At 40.9% G+C, this 15,740-nt stretch carries 10 protein-coding genes, 1 pseudogene and 1 CRISPR repeat array; of the genes and pseudogenes, 10 read left to right on the top strand and 1 reads right to left on the bottom strand.

Going from position 1 to position 15,740, the window contains the following annotated elements:
• Positions 1–232 precede the first annotated feature (232 nt).
• A complete protein-coding gene (locus N8M95_RS08090) occupies positions 233–6,100 on the top strand; it encodes a ZmpA/ZmpB/ZmpC family metallo-endopeptidase (RefSeq protein WP_261116981.1) in 5,868 nt (1,955 codons plus the stop codon).
• Between the two features lie 152 nt (positions 6,101–6,252).
• On the top strand, positions 6,253–6,945 hold the full coding sequence (locus tag N8M95_RS08085) for a phosphoglycerate mutase (protein WP_000240129.1): 693 nt from the start codon (positions 6,253–6,255) through the stop codon (positions 6,943–6,945).
• Positions 6,946–7,041: 96 nt separating this feature from the next.
• On the opposite strand, the gene N8M95_RS08080 is transcribed toward N8M95_RS08085, so the two are convergent.
• Positions 7,042–7,371, bottom strand: a complete 330-nt coding sequence (locus N8M95_RS08080; RefSeq protein ID WP_004262396.1) for a winged helix-turn-helix transcriptional regulator — start codon at positions 7,369–7,371, stop codon at positions 7,042–7,044.
• A 147-nt stretch (positions 7,372–7,518) separates the two neighbouring features.
• Between N8M95_RS08080 and N8M95_RS08075 the strand changes: the two genes are divergently transcribed.
• From N8M95_RS08075 to N8M95_RS08040, 8 genes and pseudogenes are all read left to right on the top strand, one after another.
• A complete protein-coding gene (locus N8M95_RS08075) occupies positions 7,519–7,908 on the top strand; it encodes a nuclear transport factor 2 family protein (protein WP_004262393.1) in 390 nt (129 codons plus the stop codon).
• A gap of 39 nt (positions 7,909–7,947) precedes the next feature.
• A pseudogene (locus tag N8M95_RS08070) lies at positions 7,948–8,271 on the top strand (2,3-bisphosphoglycerate-dependent phosphoglycerate mutase); the annotation flags it as partial.
• 120 nt (positions 8,272–8,391) lie between these two features.
• Positions 8,392–9,093, top strand: a complete 702-nt coding sequence (locus N8M95_RS08065; protein WP_261116980.1) for an ABC transporter ATP-binding protein — start codon at positions 8,392–8,394, stop codon at positions 9,091–9,093.
• Positions 9,089–11,797, top strand: coding sequence for an FtsX-like permease family protein (locus N8M95_RS08060; RefSeq protein ID WP_314725967.1), 2,709 nt, complete (start codon positions 9,089–9,091; stop codon positions 11,795–11,797). Before N8M95_RS08065 ends, N8M95_RS08060 begins: the two co-directional genes overlap by 5 nt.
• Positions 11,798–11,941: 144 nt before the next feature.
• On the top strand, positions 11,942–12,211 hold the full coding sequence (gene rpsO / locus N8M95_RS08055; RefSeq protein ID WP_001018251.1) for a 30S ribosomal protein S15: 270 nt from the start codon (positions 11,942–11,944) through the stop codon (positions 12,209–12,211).
• A gap of 219 nt (positions 12,212–12,430) precedes the next feature.
• Positions 12,431–12,855: direct repeats of the CRISPR family, unit length 35 nt; unit sequence GTTTTATCGGTCACAATTTTGGAGACTACAAAAAC.
• Positions 12,856–13,154: 299 nt separating this feature from the next.
• A complete protein-coding gene (locus N8M95_RS08050; RefSeq protein ID WP_020901702.1) occupies positions 13,155–13,775 on the top strand; it encodes a CadD family cadmium resistance transporter in 621 nt (206 codons plus the stop codon).
• 159 nt (positions 13,776–13,934) lie between these two features.
• The gene (locus N8M95_RS08045) at positions 13,935–14,981 is read left to right on the top strand and encodes a FecCD family ABC transporter permease (RefSeq protein WP_261116978.1); all 1,047 of its coding nucleotides are present in this window, start codon (positions 13,935–13,937) and stop codon (positions 14,979–14,981) included.
• A gap of 1 nt (position 14,982) precedes the next feature.
• Positions 14,983–15,738 (top strand): ABC transporter ATP-binding protein, encoded by a 756-nt coding sequence (locus tag N8M95_RS08040; protein WP_120718591.1) that lies wholly within the window; start codon positions 14,983–14,985, stop codon positions 15,736–15,738.
• The last annotated feature ends 2 nt before the right edge of the window (positions 15,739–15,740 follow it).

The following is a 15,740-nucleotide window of genomic DNA, read 5'->3' as shown; positions in this document are numbered from 1 at the left end:
TTTTTTGTTACCAATTGACGGAAAATTTTACAGGATAAATAAGCTATTTCATTCGTAAAATCTAAAGCATTTATTTGAGACAAGGAACTCTTTTTATAGTATAATGATGGTTGTAGATTAAATATATCAAAATATATATAGAAGTATTTTTGTTTCTTGTAAGTTTATCTGAGTGAGGAAGCAAAATGCTTCTTCTATTTTGAAATGGATAAAATAATAGAGAGGATATAGAATGAAAAAATTTTTTGGAGAGAAGCAGCATCGTTTTTCCTTACGAAAGTTAGCGATTGGTCTTGTGTCTGCTTCAATTTCGAGCTTATTTTTTGTGCCTATTGCTAGTAGTGGGACCGTATTTGCTCAAGAAAATGTATCTATTCACTATAAATACGTGACGGATACAGAACTGAGTAGTCATGAGAAGGACTTGATTGTAAAGGATTTTCCTAATATTGCTGAAGATAGTGAGAGTATCTATTATCTAGTCTATCGTATGGATGAGAAAGCCCAACTAGGTCAGTTGCCTCATACTGGTGAGCATAGTAATCTGGTTACCGTCCTTTCGGGTGGAACCCTCGCTTCGATTGGACTCCTTATTTTTGCTGTTTCGAGAAAGAAAGGCAAGAAGAAAGCACTGTTGAAGGTTGTTTTGATAACAGGCATGGGGAGCGGTTTGGTTTCTTCTGTTCAGGCTATTGAAAATCAACTCTTGCTTCAATATAATCAAGAATATCAATTATCCCAAGGAGATAGTCTGCCTCTGCCAAGAGTCCTGTCAGGTTATACCTATCTAGGTTATATTAAGCAAGACAAGGAAGCTAGTCTGCAAGAAACTGCTGCTAGAGGTCAGAAACTAGACGATATGCTTCAACCTCATTTTCAGACCAATGAAGGTAGGCAAAAGGTAGGAGATGAGAGGAAAAGTCCGTCTCCAACAAGCCCTGCTGACAAGTCAATCCCTTCTCAAGATTCACCTAATCAAAAGCCGTCTGGTACTGCTAGTGTGGATCCTCAGGACGAAGTCTTGGCTGGTCGTTTAAATAAACCAGAGCTCTTATACAAAGATCAAGAGATTGTAACCAATCTAGACTTTGCTGAAGTGGTTCAAGAAAATCCTGAACTAGCAGAGGGAACTATTCGTGTCAAACAAGAAGGTCATGTTGGGAAGAAGGTTGAAGTTGTTCGCATTTTTACTGTTGAAAATCAAGAAATTACTCGTGAAATCCTCTCGACCAAGGTAGAAAAATCCTTGCCACGTATAGTAGAGAAAGGGACTAAAAAGGCAGTGGCTCCGAGTGAAACACCTCAGTCTGCAAGGAAAGGAGAGCCTGAGACACAGGCTACATTACCATCCTATACAGGTGAGCAATCTGGAGCAATAGTCGAACCAGAAACGGCTGAGAAGCCATCCTATACAGGTACCCAGTCCGGAGCGATTGTTGAACCAGAGCAAGTAGCTCCACAACCAGAGTACAAGGGAACTCAATCCGGTGCCATCGTCGAACCAGAGCCCCATTCTTCCTTACCAGAATATAAAGGTGAGCAATCGGGAGCTGTTGTAGCCCCTGAGACAAATAAAAAACAAGAATATACTGGCACCCAATCTGGAGCAATAGTAGATCCTGAGCAGGTTTCTCCTCTTCCAGAATATACAGGAATTCAATCTGGTGCGATTGTTGAACCTGAAAAGCAGGAACCAGAGGTTGGAGGTGCTCAATCAGGGGCTTTGCTAGAACCAGAAACGGCTGAGAAGCCATCCTATACAGGTACCCAGTCCGGAGCGATTGTTGAACCAGAGCAAGTAGCTCCTCAACCTGAGTATCAGGGAACTCAAGCTGGTGCCATCGTCGAACCAGAAACGGCTGAGAAGCCATCCTATACAGGCACCCAATCCGGAGCGATTGTTGAACCCGAACAAGTAGCTCCACAACCAGAGTACAAGGGAACTCAAGCTGGTACCATCGTCGAACCAGAGACCCATGCTTCCTTACCAGAATATAAAGGTGAGCAATCTGGTGCAATAGTTGCCCCTGAGACAAATGAAAAACAAGAATATACTGGCATCCAAGCTGGAGCCATCGTCGCACCAGAACAGGTACCATCGAAACCATCTTATACAGGTACCCAATCCGGAGCGATTGTTGAACCCGAACAAGTAGCTCCTCTTCCAGAATATACTGGTAATATTGAGCAAGCAAAACCAGAAAATCCGTCTGAAAAACTAAAAGAAAAAGATCCAGAAAAAACACTTGAATTAAGAAATGTTTCTGATCTGGAGTTATATAGTCAGACCAATGGTACTTACAAACAACATGTTTCTTTAGACAGTGTTCCAAGTAATCTAGACACTTACTTTGTTAAGGTAAAATCGTCGTCATTCAAAGATGTCTATCTACCTGTCGCTTCAATAACTGCAGAAATAAAAAATGGACAATCCGTTTATAAAATCATAGCCAAAGCTGAGAAACTCCAGCAAGAGCTAGAAAATAAATATGTCGATAATTTCACCTTCTATCTCGCAAAAAAGGCCACAGAAGAAACAACAACCTTCACTTCCTTTAGCAACCTAGTTAAAGCTATCAACAAGAATCTCTCTGGAACCTATCATTTAGCGGCTAGCTTGAATGCCAACGAAGTGGAGTTGGGACCTGATGACAGATCTTACATCAAAGGCACCTTTACTGGTCAGTTGATTGGTGAAAAAGATGGCAAGCATTATGCTATTTACAACTTGAAAAAACCTCTTTTTGAAAGCTTGAGAGGGGCCACAGTAGAAAAGTTGAGCCTAAAAAATGTCTCTATTTCTGGTAAAGATGATATCGGTTCACTGGCCAATGAAGCTACGGATAACACAAAGATTAAGCAAGTTCATGTCGATGGTGTTCTGGCTGGGGAACGTGGTATCGGTGGTTTGTTGGCTAAGGCAGACCAATCAAGTATCACAGAGAGCAGTTTTAAGGGAAGAATTGTTAATACCTATGAAACGACTGCGGCATACAATATTGGTGGTTTGGTCGGTCATTTGACAGGAGGCAGAGCTTCACTGACTAAGTCAAAAGCGACAGTAGCCATTTCCTCCAACACGAATAGTTCAGATCAGACTGTTGGTGGGCTAGCAGGTCTAGTAGACCAAGATGCGTATATACAGGATAGCTATGCTGAAGGTGATATCAACAATGTCAAGCACTTTGGTAGAGTTGCGGGTGTGGCTGGATATTTGTGGGATCGAAAAACGAATGAGGAACAGCATGCAGGAAGATTGACCAATGTGCTAAGTGATGTCAATGTAACCAACGGGAATGCTATTACCGGTTACCACTATAATGAAATGAAGGTGGCTAATACATTCAGCAACAAAGCTAATAGAGTATACAATGTCACCTTGGTCAGGGAAGAAGTCGTCAGCAAGGAATCATTTGTAGAAAGAGGAACAATTTTAGATGCTTCTGAAGTGACTAATAAAAAAGCAGAAATCAATCCTCTCACTCCTCCAACAGTGGAACCCCTTTCAACAAGTGGTAGTAAAGAAAGTGATTTTTCTAAGGTGAAGCATTATCAAGCTCAGCGCTCCTTGGCTTATAAAAATATTGAAAAATTGCTACCTTTCTACAACAAGGCAACCATCGTCAAATACGGAAACCTAGTTAACGAGAACAGTCTTTTATATCAAAAAGAACTCTTGTCAGCAGTCATGATGAAGGATGACCAAGTCATCACAGATATTGTTTCCAACAAACAGACTGCAAACAAACTCTTGCTCCATTACCAGGATCATTCCTCTGAAACATTCCAGCTCAAGTACCAGAATGATTTTGCTAAGTTAGCAGAATATAGTCTAGGAGATACGGGGCTTCTCTATACGCCAAACCAATTCTTGTATAATCAAGAAACGATTATCCGACAAGTCTTACCAGAATTGAAGAAGGTAAATTATCATTCAGACGCTATTAGAAACACACTTGGTATTTCACCAAAAGTGAAGCAAACCGAGCTCTATTTAGAAGAACAGTTTACTAAAACGAAGGAACATCTAGAAGAAAGTCTGAGAAAACTCTTGTCAGCGGATGCTGGTCTAGTTGAAAACAATCAAGTAATGACAGGTTACATCGTAGATAAAATCAAGCGCAACAAGGAAGCCTTGCTTCTTGGTATGAGTTACTTAGAGCGTTGGTATAACTTTAGCTATGGTCAGGTTAATATTAAAGACCTGGTCTTGTATCACCTTGATTTCTTTGGCAAAGGAAATGGATCTCCGTTAGATACTTTGATTGAGTTAGGGAAATCAGGATTTAATAATCTGCTTGCTAAGAACAACGTTGATACTTATGGTATCAGCCTTGCCAGCCATCATGGGACGACAGATTTGTTTAGCACGCTAGAAAATTACCGAAAAGTCTTTTTACCAAACACTAGCAACAATGACTGGTTTAAAAAACAGACCAAAGCTTTCATTGTCGAAGAAAAATCCACTATTGCAGAGGTCAAAGCCAAGCAAGAGCAAGCAGGGACTAAGTATTCTATCGGTGTTTATGACCGAATTACTAGTAGTACTTGGAAATACCGCAATATGGTCTTGCCTCTCCTTACTTTGCCAGAAAGATCTGTATTTGTCATCTCAACCTTGTCTAGCCTAGGATTTGGAGCTTACGATCGCTACCGCAACAGCGACTATAAGGCTGGAGATGAACTCAATAAGTTTGTTGAAGAGAATGCGCGTGAAACAGCCAAGCGTCAGCGAGATCACTATGATTATTGGTATCGTATTTTAGATGAACAGTCACGTGAAAAACTCTATCGTACGATCCTGCTTTATGATGCCTATAAATTTGGTGATGATCATACTGAAGGAAAGGCTTCAACAATCGCAGACTTTGAGAATTCAAATCCTGCAATGCAACATTTCTTTGGACCAGTTGGTAACAAGGTGGTTCATAATCATCACGGTGCATACGCAACAGGAGATGGTGTCTATTATATGTCTTACCGTATGTTGGATAAGGATGGCGCTATTACGTATACCCATGAGATGACCCATGATTCCGATCAGGATATCTATCTTGGTGGCTATGGTAGAAGAAGTGGTCTTGGTCCTGAGTTCTTTGCTAAAGGCTTATTACAAGCGCCAGACCATCCAAATGATGCGACCATTACTATTAACTCAATCTTGAAACATTCAAAATCAGATAGCTTAGAAGGATCCCGTCTACAAGTCTTAGATCCGACGGAACGATTCAAAGATGCATCCGATCTCCAGAAATACGCTCATAATATGTTTGACCTCATCTATCTGTTGGAATATCTTGAAGGGCAATCTATCGTTAAGAAACTGAATATTTCTCAGAAAATGGAAGCTCTCAGAAAAATCGAGAACCACTATCTAACAGATCCTGCTGATGGAAATAATGTTTATGCTACTAATGTTGTGAAAGATTTGACTGAAGAAGAAGCCCAAAAATTGACTAGCTTTGAGAGTTTGATTGACAATAATATTCTCTCAGCTCGTGAGTATCAGGCTGGCACTTATGAGAGAAATGGCTATTTTACGATTAAACTCTTTGCACCAATCTTTTCAGCATTGAGCAGTGAGAAAGGAACTCCTGGAGATCTTATGGGGCGTAGGATAGCTTATGAACTCTTAGCTGCTAAAGGATTTAAAGATGGTATGGTCCCATATATTTCCAACCAATATGAAGAAATTGCTAAACAAAATGGTCAGACAATCAACCTCTACGGTAAAAAGCAAGGATTAGTGACAGATAAGCTTGTTTTAGAAAAGCTATTTGGTGGTCAGTATTCATCTTGGGCAGCCTTCAAAAAAGCTATGTATCAAGAGCGCGTTGCTCAGTTTGATCATTTGACTAAAGTTACTTTTAAAGATTCGACGCAATCATGGATGAGCAATGCCACGAAAACCATTCAAAGAGTAAAAGAATTGCAAGAACTCATGGACCAAGCTGTTTTACAGGATGCGGAAGGTACGCGTTGGAGTGACTATAACCCAGAAACTGACAGTGCAGTTCATAAACTTAAGAGAGCAGTCTTTAAAGCCTACCTAGACCAAACAAATGATTTTAGAACTTCTATTTTTGCAAATAAAAAGTAATGAATTATAGAAGTTCCTAGTCAGGATGAGAGGACTTTACTTCCTGACTGTCAGAACTTGTCGATTTTAACTAGCTTTTTTGTGAAAAATTGTGTAAAATAGAATAGATAAACGAGGGGAAACCTCGGAAAATTTAAAGGAGAATCCATCTAATGGTAAAATTGGTTTTTGCTCGCCACGGTGAGTCTGAATGGAACAAAGCTAACCTTTTCACTGGTTGGGCTGATGTTGATTTGTCTGAAAAAGGTACACAACAAGCGATTGACGCTGGTAAATTGATCAAAGAAGCTGGTATCGAATTTGACCAAGCTTACACTTCAGTATTGAAACGTGCGATCAAAACAACTAACTTGGCTCTTGAAGCTTCTGACCAATTGTGGGTTCCAGTTGAAAAATCATGGCGTTTGAACGAACGTCACTACGGTGGTTTGACTGGTAAAAACAAAGCTGAAGCTGCTGAACAATTTGGTGATGAGCAAGTTCACATCTGGCGTCGTTCATACGATGTATTGCCTCCAAACATGGACCGTGATGATGAGCACTCAGCTCACACAGACCGTCGTTACGCTTCACTTGACGACTCAGTTATTCCAGATGCTGAAAACTTGAAAGTGACTTTGGAACGTGCCCTTCCATTCTGGGAAGATAAAATCGCTCCAGCTCTTAAAGATGGTAAAAACGTATTCGTAGGAGCTCACGGTAACTCAATCCGTGCCCTTGTAAAACACATCAAAGGTTTGTCAGATGACGAAATCATGGATGTGGAAATCCCTAACTTCCCACCATTGGTATTCGAATTCGACGAAAAATTGAACGTAGTTTCTGAATACTACCTTGGAAAATAATTATAAATGATAAAAGGCAGGATTTATTCTGCCTTTTTTTGTGAAGTGTCTCTCTATTTGTCTTACTTTATAAGGTGAGACGAATAGAGGAGATAATCAGTTTAGAATTTCGATATACTCCAGTCCCCAGCTTTCAATGGCATCTAGGACATCTTGAAATTTTCTCCCCATTTCAGTTAGACTGTATTCGACCCGTGGAGGAACTTCAGCATAGACCTTACGCTCCACGATTTTATCCTTTTCGAGCTGTCTGAGGTGTCGTGTTAGAATGGTTTGGGTAATGCCAGGAATCAGCCGTTGTAGTTCATTAAACCGCTTAGTTCCCGTACTGAGTTGATAGATGATTACTAGAGCCCACTTACCTGTTAGTACACGCTGTGTTGTGGCAAAAGGGCAAATTCCAAATTCACTGACTTTAGTTACCATTATTCCTCCAAATTTTTTTAAAAAATATTCTCTTATTTGTCAATAATAGTATCTTATTTGATACTAAATAATAATAAAGTACCTACTTGTTTTTTTGTTAGTAGATGATAAAATTATATCATAAATAAAAGAAACGAGGAGTAACTCATGTCAGTAAATTTAGAAATTTTTAACGCGTATAACAATGGTCTTATAACAGGTAATTTTCCAGCTGTTTTTGAGACTATGGCAGATGATATCATCTGGCACCAGCCAGGTCAGAATAGTACTTCTGGTACAGTGGTTGGAAAAGAAGCTCTTGGAGTCCACTTAGCTCAATTTTCAGAAAAAACAAACGGTACCTTTAAAGTATTGACTAACTGGGTATCTGATAATACTGACCTTGTAGCAGCCAGTGTGACCTTTGTCGGAACTCGCCCAGATGGTGAGGAACTCAACATGAACGGTATTGATCTTTTCCGCATAGAAGATGGAAAAATCAAGGAAGTTTGGCTCTTTTCATCAGATCAAGCAGTAGAAGATGCTTTCTGGGGTTAGACAGTAAATTAATCTAGAATCTGAAATGAAATTTGATGTATGGATCGTGATGATGAGCACTCAGCTCACACTGACCGTCGTTACGCTTCACTTGACGATTCAGTTATTCCAGATGCTGAAAACTTGAAAGTGACTTTGGAACGTGCCCTTCCATTCTGGGAAGATAAAATCGCTCCAGCTCTTAAAGATGGTAAAAACGTATTCGTAGGAGCTCACGGTAACTCAATCCGTGCCCTTGTAAAACACATCAAAGGTTTGTCAGATGATGAAATCATGGACGTGGAAATCCCTAACTTCCCACCATTGGTATTCGAATTCGACGAAAAATTGAATGTAGTTTCTGAATACTACCTTGGAAAATAATTTGTAAAAAGAAAGCCTAGGAATACCCAGGTTTTTCTTTTTATTCTAGTATCCAACTCTTCGAAAAAGCGTTATAATGATAGTAAAGAGTGACTTGTTTGTAAGAAAGAGAGAAGGACGATGGCTTATATTGAAATGAAACACAGCTACAAGCGTTACCAGGTTGGGGATACGGAGATTGTGGCTAATCGCGATGTGAATTTTGAAATTGAAAAGGGTGAATTGGTTATCATTCTAGGTGCGTCTGGTGCAGGCAAGTCAACGGTTCTTAATCTTCTTGGGGGAATGGATACCAATGACGAGGGGGAAATCTGGATTGATGGTGCCAATATTGCAGATTATAGTTCCCACCAGAGAACCAATTACCGCCGCAATGATGTCGGTTTTGTTTTTCAGTTTTATAATCTAGTTTCCAATCTGACCGCTAAGGAAAATGTGGAGTTGGCTTCTGAAATCGTGACAGATGCCTTGAATCCTGAGCAGGTTTTGACAGATGTAGGTCTGGCTCATCGGATGAATAACTTTCCAGCCCAGCTTTCTGGAGGGGAGCAACAGCGAGTCTCCATTGCACGCGCAGTAGCCAAAAATCCAAAAATCCTCCTTTGTGATGAACCAACAGGCGCCTTGGATTATCAGACGGGCAAGCAGGTTTTGAAGATTCTCCAAGACATGTCTCGTCAAAAGGGAGCGACGGTAATCATCGTGACTCACAATAGCTCGCTAGCTCCTATCGCAGATCGGGTGATTCATATGCGTGATGCCACTGTTATGAGAGTAACAATCAATGAGAATCCACAGGCTATCGATACATTGGAGTATTAGCATGAAAAAAACATACCGAAAAGACTTGCTCCAGTCGGTGACTGCTTCCAAGGGACGCTTTTTATCCATCTTGACCTTGATGATGCTGGGGTCTTTAGCCCTAGTAGGTCTCAAAGTGACTAGCCCCAATATGGAACGTACGGCTGAGGATTATCTTCGTAAAGCAAATACCTTGGATCTGGCAGTGATAGCTGATTATGGCTTGGATAAAGAGGATCGAGACGAACTAAAGACCCTTCAAGGAGCAAGTGTTGAGTTTGGCTATATGGCAGACCTAACCGTTGAAAATAGTGAAGAAGCGGTTCGACTGTATTCTAAGCCAGAGGGAATTTCAACTTTTCAAGTGACAGAAGGGCGACTGCCAGAAGCTGATGAGGAAATTTCCTTGGCAGATTTCTGGAAAGACCGCTATCAGATTGGGCAGACTATCACCTTTAGCAAGAAAGAAGAAGGGAAGACCGTCATAAAATCCCAATCTTTCACCATTACTGGATTTGTTCAGTCGGGTGAGATACTTTCTCAAGAAGACTTGGGAGGGGCTAGTAGTGGAAATGGAAGCTTGGCTGGCTATGGAGTGATTGTAGCCAGTCAGTTTGATACAGAAGTGTATAGTATTGCGCGTGTGCGCTATGATGATTTAAAAAATTTGGATGCTTTTTCATCAGACTATAGAAGCAAACGAGATCAACACCAGGAAGACTTACAAAACTTGCTTGCCGATAATGGTCAAAAAAGATTGGCAAGTATCAAAGCAAATGGGCAAAAGAGCTTGGAAGATGGAAAAGAGCAGCTCCAAACAGCTGAAGGTAACCTTCAAAAAGGCAAGAGTCAGTTAGAACAGGCTGAAAGTCGATTGAAAACGCAAGAAGAACAAGTGACCGCTTTGCCTGAGCCTCAAAAGAGTCAAGTCAAGGAGCAATTGACAAAAGCTAAGGAAGAATTGGCTACAGAAAAAGAAAAAATGGCTCAGACAGAGAGTAATCTAGCCAAGGAAAAAGAGAAGCTTGAACAACGCCAGAAAGAGCTTGATGAACTGGCAGAGCCTACTTACCATGTATACAACCGCCAAACCATGCCAGGCGGTCAAGGCTATCTCATGTACAGTAACGCTTCAGCAAGTATTCGTTCTGTTGGGAATATCTTTCCCGTGGTGCTTTATATGGTCGCTGCAATGGTAACCTTTACAACTATGACTCGCTTTGTGGATGAAGAGCGTACCAATGCTGGTATTTTCAAGGCCCTAGGTTACCAGAATAAAGATATTGTTGCCAAGTTTGTCCTCTATGGTTTTCTTGCAGGAACTGTGGGAACCGTTTTAGGAACGCTTCTAGGACATTATCTCCTTGCAGGCGTGATTTCGGATGTTATAACAGCTGGAATGGTCGTTGGGAAAAGTCAGGAGTATTTCTACTGGTCTTATAGCCTTCTTGCCCTGGCCTTAAGTTGGGTATCCAGTGTCTTGCCAGCTTATCTAGTGGCACGGAGGGAATTGCACGATGAAGCAGCCCAACTTTTGCTGCCCAAACCTCCCGTTAAAGGATCAAAGATTTTGCTGGAACGCCTGAGTTTTATTTGGAGTCGTTTGAGCTTCACTCATAAGGTTACGGCGCGAAATATTTTCCGTTATAAGCAACGGATGTTGATGACCATTTTTGGAGTTGCGGGTTCGGTTGCTCTCCTATTTGCAGGTCTTGGCATTCAGTCTTCTGTGGGAGGAGTTGTCGATCGTCAATTTGAACAAATCCAGCAATACCAGATGATTGTAGCGGAAAAGAGCAGTGTAGCGGAGAAAGAAAAAGTAGACCTAGAAAGTGCCTTACAAGCTGAGCCTATCCATGCTTACCAAAAAATCTACTCTAAATCCATTGAAAAAGATTTCAAAGGAAAAGCAGGACTTCAGACTATCACCATAATGGTCACAAGCATAGAAAATTTCAAACCCTTTATCGCATTAGAGGAAAATGGCCAAGAGGTAGAGATTACTGCTGGAGCCGTCGTGAGTCAAAAACTAGCTCAACTAGCAGGTGTTACGGTTGGAGATAAGCTGGAGCTTGATGGAAAAGAAATCAGGGTCGCGGCTATTTCTGAAAACTATGTTGGACACTTTGTTTATCTCAACCGAGAAACTTATGAACAAGTCTATGGTACCAGTACACAAGACAATACCTACCTAGTAAAATTAAAAGAGCCAACACCATCCAATACGGAGAAAGAAGCTGCGGCCTTTATGAAAAAAACTGCTGTTTCTGGGGTGGTCCAAAATGCAACGGCTATCCACCTCTTTGAATCTGTAGCCAATTCTCTCAATAAAACCATGGCAATCCTTATCCTTGTTTCCGTCTTGCTAGCCATTGTCATTCTTTACAATCTCACCAATATCAATGTGGCAGAACGTATCCGTGAACTTTCGACCATCAAGGTTCTCGGTTTCCATAATAAAGAAGTGACCCTCTATATCTACCGCGAGACCATGGTGCTGTCTTTTGTGGGGATTGTTCTCGGTTTGGTAGCTGGCTACTATTTACATCAATTTTTGATTCAAATGATCTCACCTGCCACCATACTTTTTTATCCACGAGTCAGCTGGGAAGTCTATGCTCTTCCAATCGTCGCAGTGACTGTAATCTTAGCCTTACTGGGTCTCTTTGTCAATAACCACTTGAGAAAGGTGGATATGCTTGAAGCTCTGAAATCAGTAGAGTAGGTCAAGTTTTTAAAAAGTAAATCTGTTGACAAAGTCTCTGCTTCTTGGTAGAATAAGAACTGTCGGAAAGACAAATAACTTCTTCTTGGTTGCAGGCATGCCAACCTGTCACTCGGATGAAGCCAAATAAAAAGGAGAAACATCATGGCAATCTCAAAAGAGAAAAAAAATGAAATCATCGCACAATATGCTCGTCACGAAGGTGATACAGGTTCAGTAGAGGTTCAAGTTGCTGTCCTTACTTGGGAAATCAACCACCTTAACGAACACATCAAACAACACAAAAAAGACCACGCTACTTACCGTGGATTGATGAAAAAAATCGGTCGCCGTCGTAACTTGCTTGCATACTTGCGTAAAAACGACGTTAACCGTTACCGTGAGTTGATCAACTCTCTAGGACTTCGTCGTTAATTCAAGATAAAAAGGCCGTCAAAAGCACAAAGCAAAAATAGGAAAATTGACGAAGAAACTTCAGTTTTTAGGAAATTTTATCTTTTTTGCAAAGTACTTAGGCCGTGTTCAATTGAGCATGTCTTGATAATGAAGCTACTCCATTGGGTAGCTTTTTTGTATGGATTTTACCCTAATCTCAAATCAGCTCTCTGATTTTCAGAGGGCTTTTTTATTGAGGTTTTATCGGTCACAATTTTGGAGACTACAAAAACCCAAGATGACTTTCAAAAGCTCAAATCAAAGTTTTATCGGTCACAATTTTGGAGACTACAAAAACAGCTCATTTGCGAGAAATTGAGACCTCTTTGTTTTATCGGTCACAATTTTGGAGACTACAAAAACCTAGTTGACTAACAGAGAAACTCATCAGAGGTTTTATCGGTCACAATTTTGGAGACTACAAAAACTCAAGTCCGTAATTCCTTGAACACCTTGGCGTTTTATCGGTCACAATTTTGGAGACTACAAAAACATAGATTATACCCATTGATTGCCATGTTTAGTTTTATCGGTCACAATTTTGGAGACTACAAAAACATTTCCATTCTCATCTAAGAGCGGTTCATTGTTTTATCGGTCACAATTTTGGAGACTACAAAAACCTCAAATGGTATCAACTAATTACCCCATAAGGGTGCGCAGCTACTCGACTTGAAAAGCCTAGTAGCTGTCTGCAAGCCCCCTCGGAGAGCCCACACTTTACGAAGTAAAGTATAGTATGTTATACTTTACATGGAAGTAGTCACCGAATTTCAGTTAGAAATTACTTTGTAACTACTTTTTGAGGAGGAGTAAAATGCTTTCCTATGTTCGACATTACCCACTAGCGATAGCTAAATTAATGTGTCTGTGCTCTCCTAAAATCTGCTGATTTATTACTGACCAATACAGGAGGTTTTTTATGGGACAGACAATCATATCTGCTATTGGTGTTTATATTTCCACCAGTATCGATTATTTAATTATTTTAATTATTTTATTTGCACAGCTATCACAGAATAAACAAAAATGGCATATTTATGCGGGGCAATATCTAGGCACAGGCTTACTTGTAGGGGCGAGTTTAGTTGCTGCTTATATCGTTAATTTCGTGCCTGAAGAATGGATGGTTGGATTGCTTGGTTTAATCCCTATCTATTTAGGGATTCGCTTTGCAATTGTTGGAGAAGGTGAGGAAGAAGAGGAAGAAGAGGAAGAAATTATTGAAAGATTAGAACAAAGCAAGGCAAATCAACTGTTTTGGACAGTTACATTGCTAACAATTGCGTCTGGCGGAGATAATTTAGGTATCTATATACCTTATTTTGCTTCGTTAGATTGGTCACAGACCCTCGTGGCGTTGCTTGTGTTTGTAATCGGCATAATTATCTTATGCGAGATTAGTCGGGTGTTATCCTCTATTCCGTTAATATTCGAGACAATTGAAAAATACGAGCGAATCATTGTGCCCTTAGTATTCATTTTACTTGGACTATACATCATGTATGAAAATGGCACGATAGAGACTTTTCTGACCATGTAGATTTTTTGTTTCACTAGGATTTTAGCCCGAGCTCAAATCAGCTCTCTGACTTCAGAGGGCTTTTTCTATATATATTTCCATCCTTGTTCATCTAATAGAAATATGGTATACTTTTCATGAGAATTTTCTAAATTTTTAATTTTGTTTAAGGAGGTTTTCATGCTTTCCAAATTTTCTGGAAGCCGACGGGACCTGCAATTTGTGTTACTTTTAGGTATTTTGCTAACTACTTTAGGGATTTCGCTCTTTCTAGCAGTTTCTATGGGATCCGTTGCGATTGATCTAGGCGATACCTATCGGATTATTTTGAGCAGGTTGGGTTTTCCTCTTGAGATAGGAGAGGTTTCCAAGTCCACTCTTGCCATTGTATGGAACATGAGATTCCCCCGAGTATTGTTAGGTCTGATAGTAGGGGCTGGTCTTTCTATGTGTGGCAGCGTGATGCAGTCTACAGTGAACAATCCCATCGCAGAGCCTTATGTCTTAGGAATTTCTGCGGGTGCAACTCTAGGGGCAACCTTGAGCATTATTCTTGGTTTAAAAGAGGTGATTAGCCTTGGAGCTTTTCTTGGAGCTATTTTGGCAACCATTGCTGTCCTCATCATTGCCTCTATGCAGGGCAGGATGACGACTTCTAGTCTAATCTTATCAGGAACGGTGGTCAATGCTCTCTTTCTGGCTTTTTCCAACTTTATTATCTCTGTTGGCGCTAATGCTGACAGTGTGATGACCATTAAGTTTTGGACTATGGGCTCACTTGCAGGGACTACTTGGTCTGACTTAGTCCTGCCAACTATAGTAGTAGGATCGGCTTTTCTATTTTTCGCTACCCAGTATCGTGTTTTTAATGCGATGATGATGGGAGATGAGGCTGCTTTAACTTTGGGGATTCCCTTACGCTTTTATTGGTATCTTTATGTGACCATGGTGGCTGTTCTGACAGCAGTCTTAGTGGCAACTTGTGGGATTATTGGATTTGTTGGTCTGATTACGCCCCACTTAGCTCGAGGGTTAGTAGGAACGAATTACAGGAGACTTTTTCCCGTTGCGACTTTACTGGGTGCCCTCTTTGTCGTCTGGGCAGATGTACTCTCTCGTGTCATCATTCCCAATGCTGAGCTGCCGATTGGTATTTTCACAGCCTTAGTAGGTGCTCCCTTCTTTATCTACATTGTTGGAGGTAGGCGAAGGGAGGTGAGGACCTGATATGGACTTGATTTGTCAGGATGTCCACTTTAGACTAGGAGAGAAAAAAATCCTCAAAGGAGTTTCTCTTAAGGTTGAGGGGCATCAATTTCATACGATATTAGGGCCAAATGGAAGTGGAAAAACCAGCCTACTTAAACTCCTCTATCGTCAGGAAAGGGCGGACAAAGGTTTGATAAGCCTAGATGGAAAGCCGCTGGAGCATTGGTCACTCAAAGAAACAGCCAAGCAAATGGCGGTCGTCACCCAGTTTAATCAATTGCAGTTTGATTGTACAGTTGAGGAAATCGTCTTGCTGGGAAGAACTCCACACCTCTCTTTTCTACAGAAGGAAAAGGAAAGGGATTATGCCCTCGTTCAAGATGCTCTCGTCAAGGTGGATATGCTTGAGAAGAAAACTCGTCTCTATTCGTCTCTTTCAGGTGGGGAGAAACAGCGAGTCTTATTAGCACGCGCCTTGGCGCAAGAACCGACTCTCTTGCTCCTGGACGAGCCAACCAATCACCTGGATATCAAGTACCAGTTAGACTTGTTGGCTATTGTGAAGAATCTTAAGGTCAATGTTCTAGCTGTCCTGCATGATATTCAACTTGCTTGTCGCTATTCGGATTATCTCTATCTGATGAAAGAGGGGGAAATCCTTTACCAAGGGACTCCAAAGGAGACCATCACCCCTGAGTCATTGCAAACTGTATACGGAGTTCAAAGTCAGGTGACTTGGACCGAGGACCAGCAAGCTATGATTCACTATTTATAAGA

This window comes from Streptococcus mitis, from assembly GCF_946190325.1.
In the GTDB taxonomy this organism is placed as follows: Bacteria; Bacillota; Bacilli; order Lactobacillales; family Streptococcaceae; genus Streptococcus; species Streptococcus mitis_CF.
This window is presented reverse-complemented; position numbering and strand designations above follow the sequence as displayed.